The 16488-nt window shown below is 71.1% G+C and carries 19 protein-coding genes; 5 read left to right on the forward strand and 14 right to left on the reverse strand.

The genetic code is table 11. The features are described from left to right. The first annotated feature begins 115 nt into the window (after window positions 1-115). Window positions 116-967 (forward strand): hypothetical protein, encoded by an 852-nt coding sequence (locus ABWV20_RS05640; protein ID WP_353353847.1) that lies wholly within the window; start codon window positions 116-118, stop codon window positions 965-967. A gap of 31 nt (window positions 968-998) precedes the next feature. Here the strand turns inward: ABWV20_RS05640 and ABWV20_RS05645 are convergent, their stop codons facing one another. Further along, entirely contained in the window at window positions 999-3041 is a 2043-nt protein-coding gene (locus tag ABWV20_RS05645) for an NAD(+) synthase (protein ID WP_353353848.1), read from the reverse strand. 172 nt (window positions 3042-3213) lie between these two features. Between ABWV20_RS05645 and ABWV20_RS05650 the strand changes: the two genes are divergently transcribed. Continuing rightward, window positions 3214-3654, forward strand: coding sequence for a pyridoxamine 5'-phosphate oxidase family protein (locus tag ABWV20_RS05650; RefSeq protein WP_353353849.1), 441 nt, complete (start codon window positions 3214-3216; stop codon window positions 3652-3654). A 64-nt stretch (window positions 3655-3718) separates the two neighbouring features. Here ABWV20_RS05650 and ABWV20_RS05655 read toward each other — a convergent pair whose 3' ends face one another. The 5 genes from ABWV20_RS05655 to ABWV20_RS05675 all read right to left on the reverse strand — a co-directional run bounded on the left by ABWV20_RS05655 (window position 3719) and on the right by ABWV20_RS05675 (window position 7284). Further along, window positions 3719-4783, reverse strand: a complete 1065-nt coding sequence (locus ABWV20_RS05655; protein WP_353353850.1) for a tellurite resistance/C4-dicarboxylate transporter family protein — start codon at window positions 4781-4783, stop codon at window positions 3719-3721. A 16-nt stretch (window positions 4784-4799) separates the two neighbouring features. Further along, window positions 4800-5993 carry a glycine C-acetyltransferase gene (locus ABWV20_RS05660; protein WP_353353851.1) on the reverse strand — a complete coding sequence of 398 codons (1194 nt, stop codon included), beginning with the start codon at window positions 5991-5993 and terminating at the stop codon, window positions 4800-4802. Window positions 5994-6074: 81 nt separating this feature from the next. Beyond that, window positions 6075-6347, reverse strand: coding sequence for a hypothetical protein (locus ABWV20_RS05665; protein WP_353353852.1), 273 nt, complete (start codon window positions 6345-6347; stop codon window positions 6075-6077). Beyond that, a complete protein-coding gene (locus ABWV20_RS05670) occupies window positions 6344-7045 on the reverse strand; it encodes an RNA polymerase sigma factor (RefSeq protein ID WP_353353853.1) in 702 nt (233 codons plus the stop codon). The genes ABWV20_RS05665 and ABWV20_RS05670 overlap by 4 nt, the downstream gene beginning before the upstream one ends. Then, the gene (locus ABWV20_RS05675) at window positions 7042-7284 is read right to left on the reverse strand and encodes a hypothetical protein (protein WP_353353854.1); all 243 of its coding nucleotides are present in this window, start codon (window positions 7282-7284) and stop codon (window positions 7042-7044) included. Before ABWV20_RS05675 ends, ABWV20_RS05670 begins: the two co-directional genes overlap by 4 nt. 199 nt (window positions 7285-7483) lie before the next feature. Between ABWV20_RS05675 and ABWV20_RS05680 the strand changes: the two genes are divergently transcribed. Continuing rightward, a complete protein-coding gene (locus ABWV20_RS05680) occupies window positions 7484-8179 on the forward strand; it encodes a hypothetical protein (protein ID WP_353353855.1) in 696 nt (231 codons plus the stop codon). A gap of 84 nt (window positions 8180-8263) precedes the next feature. Here the strand turns inward: ABWV20_RS05680 and ABWV20_RS05685 are convergent, their stop codons facing one another. From ABWV20_RS05685 to tdh, 4 genes are all read right to left on the reverse strand, one after another. Next, the gene (locus ABWV20_RS05685) at window positions 8264-9598 is read right to left on the reverse strand and encodes a hypothetical protein (RefSeq protein WP_353353856.1); all 1335 of its coding nucleotides are present in this window, start codon (window positions 9596-9598) and stop codon (window positions 8264-8266) included. A gap of 113 nt (window positions 9599-9711) precedes the next feature. Further along, window positions 9712-10074, reverse strand: coding sequence for a YrdB family protein (locus tag ABWV20_RS05690; RefSeq protein ID WP_353353857.1), 363 nt, complete (start codon window positions 10072-10074; stop codon window positions 9712-9714). Continuing rightward, window positions 10071-10718, reverse strand: a complete 648-nt coding sequence (locus tag ABWV20_RS05695) for an alpha/beta fold hydrolase (RefSeq protein WP_353353858.1) — start codon at window positions 10716-10718, stop codon at window positions 10071-10073. Before ABWV20_RS05695 ends, ABWV20_RS05690 begins: the two co-directional genes overlap by 4 nt. A gap of 3 nt (window positions 10719-10721) precedes the next feature. After that, window positions 10722-11759 carry an L-threonine 3-dehydrogenase gene (gene tdh / locus ABWV20_RS05700; protein WP_353353859.1) on the reverse strand — a complete coding sequence of 346 codons (1038 nt, stop codon included), beginning with the start codon at window positions 11757-11759 and terminating at the stop codon, window positions 10722-10724. Between the two features lie 60 nt (window positions 11760-11819). On the opposite strand from tdh, the gene ABWV20_RS05705 reads away from it, so the two are divergent. Continuing rightward, complete coding sequence (locus ABWV20_RS05705; RefSeq protein WP_353353860.1) at window positions 11820-12347, forward strand: Fur family transcriptional regulator; 528 nt, start codon at window positions 11820-11822, stop codon at window positions 12345-12347. Window positions 12348-12421: 74 nt separating this feature from the next. Here the strand turns inward: ABWV20_RS05705 and ABWV20_RS05710 are convergent, their stop codons facing one another. After that, window positions 12422-12934, reverse strand: a complete 513-nt coding sequence (locus ABWV20_RS05710; RefSeq protein WP_353353861.1) for a GNAT family N-acetyltransferase — start codon at window positions 12932-12934, stop codon at window positions 12422-12424. A 170-nt stretch (window positions 12935-13104) separates the two neighbouring features. Between ABWV20_RS05710 and ABWV20_RS05715 the strand changes: the two genes are divergently transcribed. After that, window positions 13105-13623, forward strand: a complete 519-nt coding sequence (locus tag ABWV20_RS05715; protein WP_353353862.1) for a hypothetical protein — start codon at window positions 13105-13107, stop codon at window positions 13621-13623. Between the two features lie 169 nt (window positions 13624-13792). On the opposite strand, the gene ABWV20_RS05720 is transcribed toward ABWV20_RS05715, so the two are convergent. The 3 genes from ABWV20_RS05720 to ABWV20_RS05730 all read right to left on the reverse strand — a co-directional run bounded on the left by ABWV20_RS05720 (window position 13793) and on the right by ABWV20_RS05730 (window position 16487). Further along, window positions 13793-14305: a hypothetical protein gene (locus ABWV20_RS05720; RefSeq protein ID WP_353353863.1), complete on the reverse strand. Its 513-nt coding sequence runs from the start codon at window positions 14303-14305 to the stop codon at window positions 13793-13795. 185 nt (window positions 14306-14490) lie between these two features. Beyond that, window positions 14491-15117: a superoxide dismutase gene (locus tag ABWV20_RS05725; RefSeq protein ID WP_353353864.1), complete on the reverse strand. Its 627-nt coding sequence runs from the start codon at window positions 15115-15117 to the stop codon at window positions 14491-14493. Between the two features lie 176 nt (window positions 15118-15293). After that, window positions 15294-16487 carry a cation:proton antiporter gene (locus ABWV20_RS05730; protein ID WP_353353865.1) on the reverse strand — a complete coding sequence of 398 codons (1194 nt, stop codon included), beginning with the start codon at window positions 16485-16487 and terminating at the stop codon, window positions 15294-15296. Window position 16488: the final 1 nt, after the last annotated feature.

Here is a 16488-nt window from a genome sequence, read left to right on the forward strand (position 1 = left end):
CGGGGCCTGTCAGGCCCCGGTAACCACGCCCCAGCGAACCGCCGCCTCCTCGGGCGCCCCGGCTCCCGACCCGTCGGCGAGCACGTCGTCGGTGGCGTCCACTACGTCGCGGCCGGTGGACCCGCCCCCGCCCGCCTCGGCGAACCCGTCGACCGCGGGGACCCACCCGGCCGAGCTTCCCCGTGGGGGGAAGGTCCTCTTCCCCCACTACCGGCTCGTGGGCTACGCCGGCGCCCCGGGCTCGGCCGCACTCGGCAGGCTGGGCGTCGGAGACCTCGAGGACCGGATCCGCGAGCTCGAGGCACGTGCGGAGAGCTTCGGGGAGGGCGGCCGCGTGCCCCAGCCCGTCCTCGAGCTGCTCGCCACCGTGGTGCAAGGGGCACCGGGACGCGACGGCAAGTGGCGGAGCCGCTTGTCCGACGCGGTGATTCGGGAGCATCTGAACGCGGCGCGGCGCCACCGGGCGATCCTGCTCCTCGGCATCCAGCCGGGCCGGGCGAGCTTCCTCGAGGAGGTCCGCGCCTACGAGCAGTGGCTCCGCCAGCCCGACGTCGGCCTGGCTCTCGATCCGGAGTGGGCGATGGCGCCGGGGCAGGTCCCCATGCGCGTCTTCGGCCACACGACCGGATCCGAGATCAACGAGGTGACCCGGTGGGTCGCCCGAATCGTCAAGCGGCACCGCCTGCCGCAGAAGGCCGTCATCGTCCACGAGCTCGCGCCCGACGTCATCCGGCAGGAGTCGGCCATCGTGCCGCGCGCCGGAGTTGCCCTGGTCAAGTCGGTGGACGGGATCGGCAGCCGGACGATGAAGGTGTCCACGTGGCGCAAGCTGACGGCGCGGCTGCCCAAGGGGATGCACGTCGGTTTCAAGCTGTTCTTCGAGGAGGACCGGGCGTTCGGACCCCTCATGACGCCGCGGCAGGTGCTGGCCCTCGAGCCGACCGTCGACTACGTCCTCTACGAGTGACCCGAGCCGACCTGCCCGGCCGAGGTGCGCCTCAGGCGTCCGGCACGTTGGCGTCGAGCTCGTCCAACCAGGCCGCTCCTGAGGTGTCCGAGGGCATCCGCCAGTCACCGCGGGGCGAGAGCGACCCCCCGGCCGCGACCTTCGGTCCGTTGGGCAGCGCCGAACGCTTGAACTGGTTGGCGAAGAACCGCCGGAGGAACAGCTCGAGCCAGCGCCGGATCGTCGGCAGGTCGTAGGCCTCGCGCTCGGCGGCCGGGTATCCAGCGGGCCAGTCCCCGGACTCGGCGTCGTGCCAGGCGTGCCACGAGAGGAAGGCGATCTTCGACGGGCGATAGCCCCAGCGGAGCACGTGGTAGAGGTTGAAGTCCTGCAGGGCGTAGGGGCCGATCTGCGCCTGGGTCGACTGCGGCTTCTCACCTTCCTTGGCCGGGATGAGCTCGGGGGTGATCTCGGTCGCGAGGATGGAGAGCAGCGTCGCGCCGACCTGCTCGTCGAACTGCCCGGAGGAGACGACCCACCGGATGAGGTGCTGCATGAGGGTCTTCGGGACGCCGGCGTTGACGCCGTAGTGCGACATCTGGTCCCCGACGCCGTAGGTGCACCAGCCGAGGGCCAGCTCGGACAGGTCGCCGGTGCCGAGGACGATGCCGCCGCGCTGGTTCGCGATGCGGAAGAGGAAGTCGGTGCGCATCCCGGCCTGGACGTTCTCGAAGGTGACGTCGTAGACCTGTTCGCCGCGGGCGAAGGGGTGTCCCATGCCCTGGAGCATCTCGGTCGCGGCGGGCCGGATGTCGAGCTCCTCCCAGGTCACCCCCAGCGACTCCATGAGGCGGATCGCGTTGTTCTTTGTGTGCGCCGACGTCGCGAAGCCCGGCATGGTGAAGGCGAGGATGTCGCTGCGGGGCCGACCCAGCCGGTCCATCGCCTTGGCCGCGACGATGAGGGCGTGCGTCGAGTCGAGGCCGCCGGAGACGCCGATGACGATCCGCGGCTGGCCGATGGCCCGGAGTCGCTGCTCGAGTCCGGAAACCTGGATGTTGTAGGCCTCGTAGCAGTCGAGGGCGAGCCGCTCCTCGTCGTCGGGGACGAAGGGGAAGCGGTCCACCTTGCGCAGCAGTCCGATGTCACCGTCCGGCGGACCGACCTCGAACTCGACCGTCCGGAACTGGCTGACCCGGTCGGTGAGCGTGCGCCGGTTGTCGTCGAAGGTTCCCATCCGCATGCGCTCCTGCCGCAGCATGTCGAGGTCGAGGTCGGCGACCGACCGGCGCGGGCCGTCCGGGAAGCGCTCGGTCTCCGCGAGGAGCATTCCCCGCTCGTAGATCATCGTCTGCCCATCCCAGGACAGGTCGGTCGTCGACTCTCCCTCACCGGCAGCGGCGTAGAGGTAGGCGGCGAGGCAACGCACCGAGGCACTGCGGCTGAGCAGGTGACGGTCCTCGGCCCGCGCGACGGTGATCGGCGAGCCGGACAGGTTGACCAGGACCGTGGCCCCGGCGAGGGCCGCCTCGGCGCTCGGGGGCACGGGGATCCACATGTCCTCGCACACCTCCACCGCGATGACGAACCCCTCGAGATCGGTCCCCCGGAAGAGCAGGTCCGTCCCGAACGGCACCGTCCACCCCGCCACCTCGATGGTCTTGCCCCGCTGGTCGTCGCCCGCTCCGAAGTGGCGCCGCTCGTAGAACTCCCGGTAGGTCGGCAGGTACGCCTTGGGCGCGACGCCGAGGATCGCTCCGCGGTGGATGACCACGGCGCAGTTGAAGACTCGGGCGCCCAGGACGAGGGGCGCCCCGACGACGAGGACGGGCAACAGGTCGGCGGACTCCTCGACGATCCGCGCGACGGCCTCCTCGGCCGCGTCGAGCAGCGGGTCCTGGAGGAGCAGGTCGTCGATGGCATATCCGGTGAGGCACAGCTCCGGGAAGATGGCGAGCGCCACTCCCTGGTCGCTGCAGGCGCGGGCCTGCTCGATGACCGCGTCGGCGTTCCGGGCGGGGTCAGCGGCGGCGACCGGCAGCGTGCAGGCAGCGACGCGGGCGAAGCCGTGGGCATACGAACTGTAGAAGTCCATGGGCATAGTCAATCCCACCACTTCCCGGACGGCGGGGAGGTGGCCCGCCTGACTAGGCTTGAACCACGCGGTGATCCACCTCGCACGCGAACGGTGGACCACCCCGCCCCCTACTACACTGCGTAGTACCCGATGACCCGGGAGCTGGACCCGCCGACGAGGGAGAACTGACATGCACGAGTACGAGGACGACGGCCCGACGCACGTCCTGCACCCTGAACAGTCCTGGGACTTCCTGCGGGCCCGGGAGTTCGGTCGGCTCGCCTTCCATCTCGTCGGCGAGGTCCACATCGCCCCGATCAACTATGCCGTCGACGGGGACGACCGGATCATCTTCATCACGAGCGAGGGCAGCAAGCTCTTCGGCGTCACGTCGAACCCGGACGTCGCCTTCGAGGTGGACGAGATCGTCGACGACCGAGCGACCAGCGTCATCGTCCGCGGCCGCGCCCGCATCCTCGAGGGCCAGGAGGCCTACATCGTCGAGCAGCTGCCGATCCGTCCGTGGGTGCCGAGCCCGAAGACCGTGGTCGTCGCGATCCGCGTCGACGAGATCTCCGGCCGCTCCTTCGACCTCAACCGGCCCTGGCTCCACGACATCCCCCGCCCGTAGCCGCTGGCAGACCTCGTCCGGCGGTCCCGGCCGTCCCGGCGCTCACCGCCGCCGCCGCGCTCGGTCAGACCCGGGAGCGGGGGGCGAGCGCGGCGCTGACGCTCCTGGCCATGGCGACGAAGACGATGGCCCACGCAGTCAGTGCCACCCACAGCCAGCCGGAGCCGATCGCCTCGACGATGGGCAACCGGTCGGCGCGCCCGAGGTAGATGCCGGCGACGGCATACATCCCCAACGGGAAGATCATGCTCCACAGCGTCGGCACGTAGACCAGCGGCACCTTGCGGACGTAGTGCCGCCAGACCCCGGCCGCGACGAGGGCGGGGATCAGCCACGTCGCGAAGGCCCAGAAGACGACGGAGAGCCCGGCGATGAGACCACGGGTCGCGTCCACCATCGGCGCCGAGTCCATCTCGACGATGCGGGCGCCGGCCACGACGGTGATGGCCACCGCGCCCATCGAGACCCAGTAGGGCGGGTCGAAGTCCTTCGGGTCCAGCTCGTAGAGCATGAGGCGCAACGAGACGATGATGGCCGAGGCGACGTAGAGGAACACCCCGACGGACCAGGAGAAGACCGCGAGGATCGCCAGGTAGGCCTTCGCGTTGGTGAAGACCGTCTCGAGGGTCGCGGCGGACACGGCGACCGACTGGCTGGCGACGACCCAGATGAACCACGTGCCGTTGGCCAGGGCCACCACGGGTCGCTCAGACCGGCTCAGCACCGCGCTCCACGGGATGACGTAGCCGAGGACCAGCCAGACGGCGAACGACACGGCGAGCAGCGCCGCGGTCACGTGGTGCCAGCCGGCGGCCCCGGCCCGGGCACCCAGGACGTTGGTGCCGGCGACGAAGGTGAAGAAGCCGAAGGCTCGCTTGGGGTCGCGGAAGTCGTCGACCATCGCCGCCCGGAAGGCGACGAACCGCCAGACGTTGAGGGTGACGAGCACGACGTAGGCGGTGATGCACACCGTGAAGAGCACGACCGACAGCGCGCTGAACCCCCGCAGGTCCAGCCCGAGCGAGATGATGCCGCTCGCCATGACGAGCGCGAAGTATCCGGGCGTGAGCCGTTCGACCAGGCCACCCACCCGACCCGGTCGTGTCTCACGGAGCTGGCCCAGCGGCATACGGCCTCCTCGATCCTCAGCCGACGGCGTCGCGCGCGGAGACGAACGCGTCCACGCAGGCGCGCACGTCGTCCTCCGAGTGAGCCGCGGACAGCTGGACCCGGATGCGCGCCTTGCCGCGGGGGACGACGGGGAAGCTGAACGCGATGACGTAGACGCCGTTGCCGAGCATGTGGTCGGCGATCTGCGCCGCACGGCGGGCGCCGTCCTCGCCGGGGAACATCACGGGACGGATCGGATGGGTCCCCGGCAGCAGTTCGAAGCCGGCCTCCGTCATGAGGCGGTGGAAGAGCTCGGTGTTGCGGCGCAGGGCCTGCCGCTTCTCCCCGGAGGACTCGATCAGCTCGAGCGCGCGCATCGAGCCGGCGACGACGGGCGGCGCCACGGAGTTCGAGAAGAGGTAGGGCCGCGAGCGCTGGCGAAGCAGGTCGACGACCTCCTGGTGGCTCGCGACGTAGCCTCCGGAGGCTCCACCCAGTGCCTTGCCGAGCGTGCCGGTGATGATGTCGACACGCTCCTGGACCCCGAAGAGCTCGGGCGTCCCACGCCCGGCGTCGCCGATGAAGCCGACCGCGTGCGAGTCGTCGACGAAGACGAGCGCGCCGAACTCGTCGGCGAGGTCGCAGATCCTGTCGAGCGGGGCGTAGGAGCCGTCCATGGAGAAGACGCCGTCGGTGACGACGACCGTGCGCCGGGCACCAGCGGCGACCGCGGCCTCGAGCTGAGCCCGCAGGTCGGCCATGTCCGCGTTGCGGTAGCGGTAGCGCACCGCCTTGGACAGCCGGATGCCGTCGATGATCGACGCATGGTTGAGCTCGTCGCTGATGATCGCGTCCTCGGCGCCGAAGAGCACCTCGAAGACCCCGCCGTTGGCGTCGAAGCAGGACGAGTAGAGGATCGCCGCCTCCGTGCCGAGGAAGTCGGCGATGCGGCGCTCGAGGGTGGTGTGCTGGGTCTGGGTCCCGCAGATGAACCGCACCGACGCCATCCCGAAACCCCAGTCGTCGAGGGCCCGCTTGGAGGCCTCGACGATCGAGGGGTCGTCGGCGAGGCCGAGGTAGTTGTTGGCGCAGAAGTTGATCGCCTCGGCCTTGAGCGTCGTCACGTGGGCCGACTGGGGTGAGGTCAGCTCACGCTCGTTCTTGTAGAGGCCGGCGTCCTTGATCTCCTGCAGGGTTGCTGCGATCTCGTCCTTGACGGTGCCGTACATCGGTGTCCTTCGCGGGTGGGTCGGGTGACAGACGCCAGCGTATGCCGCTGGGCTCGCTCCCGCTCCCGCGATGACCGGGGCTCAGCCGCGGAGTCGCGCCAGGGCCGCGGTGGGGTCGATGCCCTGCTCCTCCGCGACGAGGGCGACGAGGGACTCGGCCTCCTCTGCGCAGGCCGGGCACGCCCGGAGGTGCACGAACATGGCCGGCATCTCGGCGGTGTCGGGGTCGGACAGGACCAGCTCCGCGAACTGGTCGGTGAGGTGGAAGCAGTCCTCGCAGGACAGCCACGGCTCGGTGGAGAGCGTGAGCGCGCGGACAGCAGCGGCGTCGAGGCGGCGCGGGGTGTCGGTCATGACGGGCCTCCGGTAGCGGCCTCCGGTTGGAGTCGTCCGCTCGTGACGAGATGGGCTCGCAGTCGGGTTCGGGCGACATGCAGGGTCTTGTAGAGGGCGCCCCGGGTGGTGCCGAGGCGCTGGGCCAGAACGTCGATCGGCACCCCGTCGACGAGCAGCGCCACGGCAATGCGCCGCTGGTAGCCGGTCAACGCGACCTGCATGGCGGCTCGGACGGCCTCGGCCAGGTCGGTCGCCTCGGCGATCTCCTCGGGCCCCGGGGTCGTCACGTCGTCGTCGCGCAGCTCCACCTCACGCGCCGACCACGCGTGACGACGGACCTCGTTGGCGGTCTGGAAGATCGCGAACTTGTAGGCCCACGTCGTGAAGCGGCTGCGACCCTCGAAGGTCCCGAGCTTGGCGAGGAGGGTGGTCAGGGCGTCATCGGCGGCGCCCTGGGCGAGGTCTTCGAGCGAGCGGGCCCCGAGATGAGGGAGCTGGCCTCTCATCCGCCCGACCTGGTGCCGCGCGGCGGCGACGAGCAGCGCGTGCAGGTCCCGTAGGGCCGCGTCACGTTCGGGACCGCTCGATCGGAGGGCGTCGACCCAGTCCCGCTCGACCTCGCGGCCGGACGGAGCCGGCCCGGTCAGGACGGGGGCCAAGCGGGCCGGGCCCTCCGACGCCGGTGAGGGGTCGTCCGCGGACGTCGCCCGGGTCATCGCGTCGGGCCCACCGGCGCGAGGATCCGGACCGCGAGGGGTGGTGGGCAGCCCCGGTCGACGAGGTCGAGCAGGGCGTGGACGTCCAGGGCGCGGTCCTCGGCAACTCGCCGGGCCAGAGCCTCCTCGAAGCCGGCCTCCAAGAGACGGCACCGCCTCCACACCACGACGTCGACCGGCGGGCCGGCGGCCCCGCACGGAGGTCCGGGGTGCGTCGCGTTCACACGGTTCGTCGTCATGCCGAGTTGGTGTCGGCCCCGGCCGCCGGTCTTACCGAGACCCTCGACGAGGCCGCAGGGGCCCATCGCCATCACCGCTCCATCCTCTCCCGGGCTCGCCGCCCGTGAGAAGAGCAGCCCGGCCCGCTGAGCACGGGGGGTAAGGACGCGCACGGCTGCGACACCAACCCCGGGTCAGGGCCGAGAGGAAGGACCACGGATGGACACACGACGCTCCACGGGGAGGGCCGCCCGCTTCGCCACGCTGGCGCTCGTCGCCCTGCTCAGCGGGTTCCTCGCCTGGACGCTGCCGCGGGCCGAGGCAGAGCCGACCGTGTCGGCGGGGCACCAGGCCCACGTCACGGCCCCCCGCACGACGGGCCAGCAGGCGCTGCACGACCAGATGCGCAAGCTGTGGGAGGACCACGTCACCTGGACGCGGCTCGCCATCGTCACCTTCGCCGACGGTTCAGCGGGGTTCGACGCGACGGCGGGACGGCTGCTGCAGAACCAGGTGGACATCGGCGACGCGATCAAGCCCTTCTACGGCGCTGCAGCGGGCGACCAGCTGACCGTACTGTTGACGGACCACATCACGACTGCCGTCGAGCTGCTCCAGGCAGCCAAGGCCGGTGACGACGCCGCCTTCGCCAGCGCCCGCGAGCGGTGGTACGCCAACGCGGACGACATCGCCGCCTTCCTCTCCGCCGCGAACCCGAGGTCCTGGCCGCCGGATCTGATGCGGGCCGACATGCGCATGCACCTGGACCAGACGCTGTCGGAGGCGGCCCACGAGCTGGCCGGTGACCACGCAGCGAGCATCGCCGACTACGAGGAGGTCCACGCGCACATCCTCGCCATGGCGGACCTGCTCAGCGACGGCCTGGCCCGTGCCTTCCCCGGGCTGGTCCGGTGACGGGGGCGCGACACCGGAGGGAGGTGCGCCGGCCGGCCCCTCCCCAGCCGGCGCACCTCCCGCCTCCCCCTCACCGCGGGGCCGTCAGCCGGCACCCTCGGTGCGCGCGATGGCCGATTCGAGGTCGGTCAGGTGGTAGGGGTCGTGGGTCGTTGCGACCTCGGCGCCGCAGACCGAGACGTTGAGGTAGACCGTGGCGGCGAAGGTCGGAGAGCCGTCGGGGGCGTAGCCCGAGTGGGTCGCCGTCGCCGCCTGGTCCAGGAGGGTGCTGACGGCGTGCACGGCCCCGACGCCGTGGAACTCACGCCAGTCCGTCACTCCGTTCGCGTCGGTGTGCAGCGTGGGCAGGATCCGCACGCTGTCGGCCATGCCCCGCTCCCAGTAGTAGCCGTAGTTGACCCAGATCTGGTCGAGGGCCCACTCCGGGACGGCTGCCGGGTCGGCGACGAGGTCGAGGAAGCCGACCTGGGCCTCACCGTCAGCACCGAACGGGCGACCCCAGCCGCCGCCCTCGAGGACGCCGAGCGTCTCGTAGTGGTCAGGGTCCGACCACTGGATCGGCTCGAAGTGACCGCTCTCCGGGGTGCCCACGAACACCATGCCCGCCATCTCGCCGTCGTCCTCGATGGTGAAGATGGCACCGTCGGTGCCGGGCATGGCCGCGGTGCGGGAGGAGCCGTCCGACGCCCAGATCGTCGGGAGCCAGAGCGCCCAGTGCGGCGCGCCCGGGAGGTTGCGGTGCTGGACGAAGCCGACCCGCTCGCCGAGGTTGTTGATCCCCCAGCCGTCCCCGACCCGGCCAGGGGACAGGAGCCTCTCGAGCGGGGCCTCCGGGCTGTCGTGGCCGACGACGTCGGCGTTCCACTTGCTGCGGCCCTTGCCGGTGTTGAGCGTGCCCACCGTCGCCCCGTCGTCGTTGATCCGGCGGATCCGGCCGCCGTTCGCGTCCCTGGCCGCGCTGCCGCCCAGGTGGAGGAAGGTGATCTCCCCCGAGGTGATGTCCTGGATCCAGGGCCGGAAGGTGCCGTCCGGGTACTCCGCCTGCCCGTTCACCAGGCCCGGGGCGGTCAGCTCGAAGGCGATGTTGACCGGGGCGTCGACCGGGCCGACCTCCTCGGGCTCGGCGTCCAGCCCGCGCCAGATCACGGCGTGCTGGCTCCAGCTGCCGTCCGCCTCGGGTCGCTGGTAGTTGCCGTAGTAGACGGTCGTCCCGTCGACGACCTCGATGTCCATGACGCCGCTCTCGACGCCGTCAGACGGCATCGTGAGCTCGACGAGCCGGCAGCTCGCGGCATGGTCCACAGCGCCGGCGGTGGCGGTGCCGGCGAGCGGGAGCCCGACCGCGGCAAGGACCACGGCAAGGACGACGGTCCCGACCGCGGCGGTGGACCTGGTCCGACGTCTGGTGCGTGCGTGCATGTGCGTGCCCTTCCCCTTGGGCGGGCTCCTGCGCCCGGCCGATGCCTCACCCTGGGGGGCGCCGGTTGCGAGTGGGTCGCGGTCTGATTGCGGCGAGCACCGCTGCGCCAGTCTCAGCGGGCGAACGGCCCGACATACATGAGCAGGAGGTTGAGGGCCACCACGGCCCCGAACCCGACGGCCCAGACCGTGGGCAGGATCGTGAACGCCGCACCGACGGCGGCGCCGAGCACGAGCACCTTGACCAGCAGCGTCAGCCACGGCACCCGGATGCGGGCTCGCGGCGCCGCGAAGAGGCCCCACAGCACCGCCGCACCCACGGGCAGTCCGACGCCGAGCACGAGTTGGGCCCACTGGGGCTCCACGGCCCGGTAGGCCCAGAGCCCGATGAGGACGAGGGACACGAGCTCGACGACGAAGGCGACGACGTCGTTGGCGTTGACCTCCATCCGGTCGGCGTCGGTCACCGCCGTCACTCGCCTTCGTCGAGGAAGGCCCGGGTCAGCTCGGCCAGCTCGCGCGGTCTGTCGGCGTTGAGGAGCGAGCTGCCGCCCTCGACCGTCTCGAGTCGGGCGCCGGCGACGGCGCGGACGACCTGGCGGGCGGCGACGATCCCCACCCGGTCGCGCGCCCCGACGACGACGAGGGTCGGCGCCGCGATCCGCCCGATGCTGTCGAGCCCGTCGAACCCGCGCAGCGCGTCGAAGACCGCCAGCATCCGCGGCCGGGACACCCCCATGTCGAGGAGCTTGCTCTCCGGCATCAGCCGCAGCGCCAGCTTCTGCATCCGCAGTGCGCCCGCAGAGGGGCGCACGATGGGGCCGGCCAGCACGAGCCTCCCGACGAGGTCGGGCCGCTCGACCGCGAGGTGCATCGCCACCGACCCGCCGACCGACACCCCGAGGACGTCAGCCCGCTGGATCCCCTGCAGCTCGAGCTCCTCGGCCAGGCCGGCGGCGGCCGCAGCGAGGTCGAACCCGATCGGGTCCTTGGGCCGCAGCCCGACCATCCACGGAGCGTGCATCGGTCGCCCCGCGCCGAGGGCCGACACGAGGTCCTGCCAGACGATGGGCGACTGGCCGAGCCCGTGCAGCAGGACGAGTGGTCGCGGGTCGGACACGGGTCAGCTCCAGTCGAGGACGACCTTCCCGCACTGCCCGGAGCGCGCGGTGTCGAAGGCCTCCTCCCACTGCTCGGCGGGGAAGCGGTGCGTGATGACCTGGGTGACGGTGGCCCGGAAGGTCTCGGACGTCGCGATCATCTGGGACATGGCGTACCAGGTGTCGAACATCTCCCGGCCGTAGATCCCCTTGAGGGTGAGCATGTGGGTGATGACCTTGCCCCAGTCGAGCTCGTAGGGCTGGTGGGGCAGCCCGAGCAGGGCGATGCGTCCCCCGTGGTTCATGTTGGCGATGAGGTCGGTGACCGCCGGTGCCGCCCCGGACATCTCGAGGGCGATGTCGAAGCCCTCCTTCATGCCGAGCTGCCGCTGCGCGTCGGCCAGCGACTCGCGGGTCACGTTGATCGTCAGGTCCGCGCCGGCCGCCTTCGCGAGGCCCAGGCGGTAGTCGCTCGCGTCCGACACGACGACGTAGCGGGCCCCGGCGTGCCGCGCGATGGCTGCCGCCATGACGCCGATCGGACCGGCGCCGGTGATGACGACGTCCTCGCCGACCATGGGCCACTGGAGCGCCGTGTGCGTCGCGTTGCCGAGCGGGTCGAAGGCCGCGGCCAGGTCGGGGTCGAGCTCGGGCGGCTGCACCCACACGTTGCTCGCGGGGATGACGACGTAGTCCGCGAAGGCGCCGTCCCGGTTGACGCCGACCCCCTTGGTGCGGATGCACAGGTGGCGCCGCCCGGCTCGGCAGTTGCGGCACACCCCGCAGACGATGTGCCCCTCCCCCGAGGCGCGGTCACCGACGGCCACGTGGTCGACGTCCTCGCCGATCTCGACGACCTCGCCGTAGAACTCGTGGCCGATGACGAGCGGGGGCTGCACCGTCGCGGCCGCCCACTCGTCCCACTCCTGCAGGTGCAGGTCGGTGCCACACAGGCCGGCCCGCAGGACGCGGATCTTCACGTCGGTCGGGCCGCACTGGGGCTCTGGACGGTCAACCAGCTCGAGGCCGGGCCCTGCGGTCAGCTTGGTGAGAGCACGCACGAGGAGCAGTGTGCCGTATGCCGCTGGGCTCGGTCGCGCGGGCCGGTGCAAGATGGGCGCGTGGACAGGTCAGCGGGCAGCCCCCGCGTCACCGCAGCGCTCGAGGCACTGCGCGCCTCCGGCGAGCGGGTCACCCCGGCCCGGCAGGCGGTGCTGCGCGTCATCGACGCGGCCGACGGCAGTGACGAGCACCTCTCGGCGGAGCAGATCAGCGAGCGGGTCACCCGGCTCGAGCCGTCGGTGCATCGGGCGACCGTCTACCGGACCCTGACGGCCCTCACCGATGCAGGAGTTCTCTCGCACGTCCACCTCGGCGGGAGCGCAACCGTCTACCACCTCGTCGCCCACCCGAGGGAGCGGGCCCGGGAAGCGAGCCCAGCGGCATACGGCCTCGGTGACGGGCACCCGCACGCCCACGGGCACCTGCACGTCCAGTGCTCGATCTGTGGCCGCGTCCAGGACGCCCCACCCGACGTGCTCGACGAGGCGGGCCGGCAGCTGCGCGAGGCCCTCGGCTTCGATCTCGACACCACCCACGCGGCGCTGCTCGGACGGTGCAGCGACTGCGCCGGGGCCGCCGGCCGCTGATCCGCTGTGGTGCCAGACGAACGCCCTGGTGTTCGCCCGGCAGCACAGAGCCGGGCGGCCGGGCTGGGGGTTCGTCAGGATCCGGTCGGCTGCCTGAGGTCGAGGCGGTAGGCGAGCAGCGTGATGCCCGGCGCGGGCGTCCAGTCCCGCTCCGGCACGCGCTCGAAGCCCAGCCGCTCGTAGACGCGGTGTGCCGCCCGCATCGACGGCTGAGTCGACAGGGCCAGGGCGGACAGCCCGAGCTCGCGGGCCCGCTCGACGCACCGCACCATCAACGCCTCGCCGATCCCCCGTCCCCGCGCAGAGCCGGCCACGGCGAGCATCCGGACATCGCCCTCGTCCGACGCGGCGATCTCGTGGAAGGCAGAGCCCGGCGCGGCGAACGTGACCGACCCGAGCACGCGGCCGTCTGCATCGTCGACCGCCACCCAGAGTTCGGCCTGCTCGGCGCGCGAACGGGCATCGTCCAACGTTGCGGCGTAGGGGGAGTGGGGCGGCAGGTGACCCTCGTCGAGATAGGCGCGAACCGTGACCCGCCCCACCGCTTCGAGGTCGCCCGGGACCGCGCGCCGGATCGTGAAGGCCATGTCCGCGATTCTCACCCAGCCACCGGCAGGACTGCACGCCCCTTCCAGCCGGCGAGCGCAGTGGCACCCGGCGTCGATGGTGTTCTCGGACCCGGGACGTTCGCCCCTACTGCCCGAGGTGACGCGCGCCTATGGTCCGAGGGCGCCATGACAACAGGAGGAGGGACATCATGCGCAAACACCTCACCGCACTGGCTCTCGGAGCCGCCGTTCTCGCGACGGGGGTCCCGAGCGCCGTCGCCGCGGAGACCCCCACCAGACCACTCCAGGGGTGGTCCGCTCCCGCCCCGGACGTCTACGGCGCCCCCGTCGACTGTCCTGAGGGGACAAGCTGGCGCTACTCCCAGACCGGGACCGCCTGGCTGTCGCACCTCGGTCGCGTGACCTTCGAGATCACGCACTGCACGGTCGCGCCCGAGGGACGGTTCGGCCAGGGGACCACGGTCTTCACCGCCGCCAACGGCGACGAGCTGTGGATGGAGCACTGGGGGACCTTCCAGCTGGACGCCGTCGAGAACCCCACCCGTGCTGACGCAACCCTCAGCTGGATGATTGTGGGTGGCACCGGCCGCTTCGCCGGAGCGACGGGCTCCGGGACAGGCGCCGCGCACACCGCGATCACGGGGCCGGCGTCAGGCTTCACGTCCGGCACGTGGACCGGCGAGATCGCCTACAACGGCAACTCGTGAGCCGACGTGCCCGGCTTCGCGAGACGTCTGGTCGCCGTCGTCACCATCGGGAAGTGACTCGGCTGCGAAGTGACTCGGCTGCACAGCGCCCGCTGCTGGGTGCACAGGTTGTCCGGCACCTGGTGCCGGACAACCCCGTGCGAGTGAAGCGGGTGGATCGGTGCGGCCCTCACTTGACTGCCTGAAGGATCCACTGGTTCACGATCTTGCCGTTGTCGAGCTGGAAGACCATCATGGCCGGCCCGAAGACGCTGTCGTAGGACTGCATCACCAGGTCACCCTTCTGGATGGCCGTGCCGGCGTTGTCCAGCCGGAAGCCCTGGTAGTCCCACCAGCTTCCGATGGCCGACGCGATGGCCCGGTCGCCGGTGACGAGCCAAGGCTCGTCCGACATCCACGGGACGTTGCTCGACAGCGTCGCGTCGGCCTTGTAGAACGGGGCGATCCACGCCTCGTCACCGGCGTTGACGACCGCCACGTACTCACTCAGAAACCTCGTGGCGGTTGTCCCGGCGAGGTCCGCCGGCGGCGCAGGGGCTTCCGCCTCAGGCACCGTGGCCCGGCCGACGAGGAACCCGGCTGCCAGCCCGACGACCAGGAGGATCACCGAGAGCAGGGCAACCCAGCCGGTGCGGCGGGGAGCGATGGTCTCGGGGTGCCTCATCCCGGACGGTGTGATCATTGGTCTCTCGATCGTTGCCATCATCCTTCACCTCCTCCCCCTACTCACTCTCCCTACTCATCTCCTATCGCAGCGATATCCCGCCGGCAGTGGCGGATCCAGAGGCAAAGGTCCTGCGATCTCAGGCACGCCGAAGGGCGGGCACCCGGCTGGGTGCCCGCCCTTCGGTCGGAGTCTGCGCGGCGTCAGGCAGGGATGATGAGGCCCTTCGTGCCCTTGGCGCGCTCGAGGCGCTGGGCGACGTCCTGCCAGTTGACGACGTTCCACCACGCGTTGACGTAGTCGGCCTTGACGTTCTCGTACTGCAGGTAGAACGCGTGCTCCCACATGTCGAGCTGGAGCAGCGGGATCTGCCCGACGGGGATGTTGCCCTGCTGGTCGAACAGCTGCATGATGTGCGGCCGCTGGGCGAGGGTGTCCCACGCGAGGATCGACCAGCCGGAGCCCTGGATGGCGTTGGCGTTGGCGTTGAAGTGCGCCTGGAACTTGTCGAACCCACCGAAGTACTCGTCGATCGCCGCAGCGACCTCGCCGTCGGGGCGACCGCCACCGTCCGGGCTCATGTTCTTCCAGAAGACCGAGTGGTTGGTGTGACCACCGAGGTGGAAGGCGAGGTTCTTCTCGACGCCGTTGACGGCTGCGTAGTCACCTGACTCGCGCAGCTCCTCGAGCTTGGCGACCGCGGCGTTGGCGCCGTCGACGTAGGCCTTGTGGTGCTTGCTGTGGTGCAGCTCCATGATGCGAGCGCTGATGTGCGGCTCGAGGGCCGCGTAGTCGTAGTCCAGCTCGGGAAGCGTGTAAGCCACTGTCATTCCTTTCGTAGAAGACCTTCCGGCTGCGACCACTCTATGCCGCTCCCCTTGACGAGGGACAACGGCCGTCGCGCCCTGGCCCTGCCACCACGTTCGCTCGTCGAGTGGTCCCGACAGCCCGTCACGGCCGTATGCCGCTGGGCTCGGCGCCGCTCTCGTGTGGCCGCCCGTCGTGGTCAGGGGGTGAGGTGACGTCGTCGCGCTCCGGATGTTCGTTCCGAGGGGCGCAGCCAGGTGGCGATGCTGTCGCTGTACCTCGCGAGGAGCGGGCCGACAATGGCGAGCACGAGGACGTAGGCGGTCGCAATGGGCTTGATCTCGTCGCTGCCGGCCGTGGCTGCGAGGCCGGCGATGACGATGGAGAACTCGCCGCGCGCCACCAGGGCGGTGCCGGCGCGGAGCCGACCCCTGAACAGCACACCGTCACGCTTGGCTGCGTGCCAGCCGGTCGCCACCTTCGTCAGGGCGGTGACGACGGCGAGGGCGAGCGCCGGGCCGATGACCGGCCAGATCGCGGCCTGGTCGGTCGAGAGGCCGAAGCTGACGAAGAACACTGCCGCGAAGAGGTCACGCAGGGGGCTGAGCAGGGTTCGGGCGCGGTGGGCCACCTCGGTGGGGACGGCGATGCCCACGAGGAAGGCGCCGACCGCCGCGCTCGCCCCGAGCGCCTCGGTGGCCCCGGCGACGAGGAGGGTTGCGCCGAGCAGCCAGAAGAGAGCGAGCTCGTCGTTCTTGGTGGCGAGGATCCGCGCGATCCGGTGACCGGCATGGCGAGCGGCGAGGAGTGCCAGCCCGACCGCGCCCACAGCCAGGGCGGCACCACCCAGAGCCCGCACCGGTCCTCCGCCGGACAGCATGACCAGGAGCACCGGGAGGAAGAGCGCCATCGCGATGTCCTCGAGCACGAGCACGGAGAGGACGGCCGGTGTCTCACGGTTGCCGATCCGCCCGAGGTCGCCGAGCAGCCGCGAGATGAGCCCAGAGGAGGAGATCCACGTGACGCCGCCGAGTGCCACGGCGACGACGAGCGGGAGCCCGAGCAGCAGTCCGGCCCCCAGCCCCGGGAGGAAGTTGAGGACGAAGTCGACGATGCCGGAGCTGCGGTGTCGCCTGAGGCTCTGGACGAGCTCGGACGCGGTGAACTCCAGACCGAGGGTGAGCAGGAGCAGCAGGACGCCGATCTCGGAGCCGATGCTGACGAACGGGAGCGCGGCGTCGAGGGGCACGAGTCCGCCGGTGCCGAAGAAGAGTCCGGCCACGAGGTAGAGCGGGATCGCGGAGATCCCGAGCCGGTTGGCCGCCCAGCTGAGCACGGCCAGCCCGGCAAAGATGGCACCGAGCTCCACGAGGAGGAGGGTGAGTGAGTGCATC

Origin of the sequence: Intrasporangium sp. DVR (assembly GCF_040365325.1) — a bacterium.
Taxonomy (GTDB): Bacteria; Actinomycetota; Actinomycetes; order Actinomycetales; family Dermatophilaceae; genus Intrasporangium.

Coding starts and splice junctions, on each gene's coding strand:
- ABWV20_RS05645 (WP_353353848.1), bottom strand. CDS start 3,041: ATGGACTTCTACAGTTCGTATGCCCACGGCTTCGCCCGCGTCGCTGCC.
- ABWV20_RS05650 (WP_353353849.1), top strand. CDS start 3,214: ATGCACGAGTACGAGGACGACGGCCCGACGCACGTCCTGCACCCTGAA.
- ABWV20_RS05655 (WP_353353850.1), bottom strand. CDS start 4,783: ATGCCGCTGGGCCAGCTCCGTGAGACACGACCGGGTCGGGTGGGTGGC.
- ABWV20_RS05660 (WP_353353851.1), bottom strand. CDS start 5,993: ATGTACGGCACCGTCAAGGACGAGATCGCAGCAACCCTGCAGGAGATC.
- ABWV20_RS05665 (WP_353353852.1), bottom strand. CDS start 6,347: ATGACCGACACCCCGCGCCGCCTCGACGCCGCTGCTGTCCGCGCGCTC.
- ABWV20_RS05670 (WP_353353853.1), bottom strand. CDS start 7,045: ATGACCCGGGCGACGTCCGCGGACGACCCCTCACCGGCGTCGGAGGGC.
- ABWV20_RS05675 (WP_353353854.1), bottom strand. CDS start 7,284: ATGACGACGAACCGTGTGAACGCGACGCACCCCGGACCTCCGTGCGGG.
- ABWV20_RS05680 (WP_353353855.1), top strand. CDS start 7,484: ATGGACACACGACGCTCCACGGGGAGGGCCGCCCGCTTCGCCACGCTG.
- ABWV20_RS05685 (WP_353353856.1), bottom strand. CDS start 9,598: ATGCACGCACGCACCAGACGTCGGACCAGGTCCACCGCCGCGGTCGGG.
- ABWV20_RS05710 (WP_353353861.1), bottom strand. CDS start 12,934: ATGGCCTTCACGATCCGGCGCGCGGTCCCGGGCGACCTCGAAGCGGTG.
- ABWV20_RS05715 (WP_353353862.1), top strand. CDS start 13,105: ATGCGCAAACACCTCACCGCACTGGCTCTCGGAGCCGCCGTTCTCGCG.
- ABWV20_RS05720 (WP_353353863.1), bottom strand. CDS start 14,305: ATGATCACACCGTCCGGGATGAGGCACCCCGAGACCATCGCTCCCCGC.
- ABWV20_RS05725 (WP_353353864.1), bottom strand. CDS start 15,117: ATGACAGTGGCTTACACGCTTCCCGAGCTGGACTACGACTACGCGGCC.
- ABWV20_RS05730 (WP_353353865.1), bottom strand. CDS start 16,487: ATGCACTCACTCACCCTCCTCCTCGTGGAGCTCGGTGCCATCTTTGCC.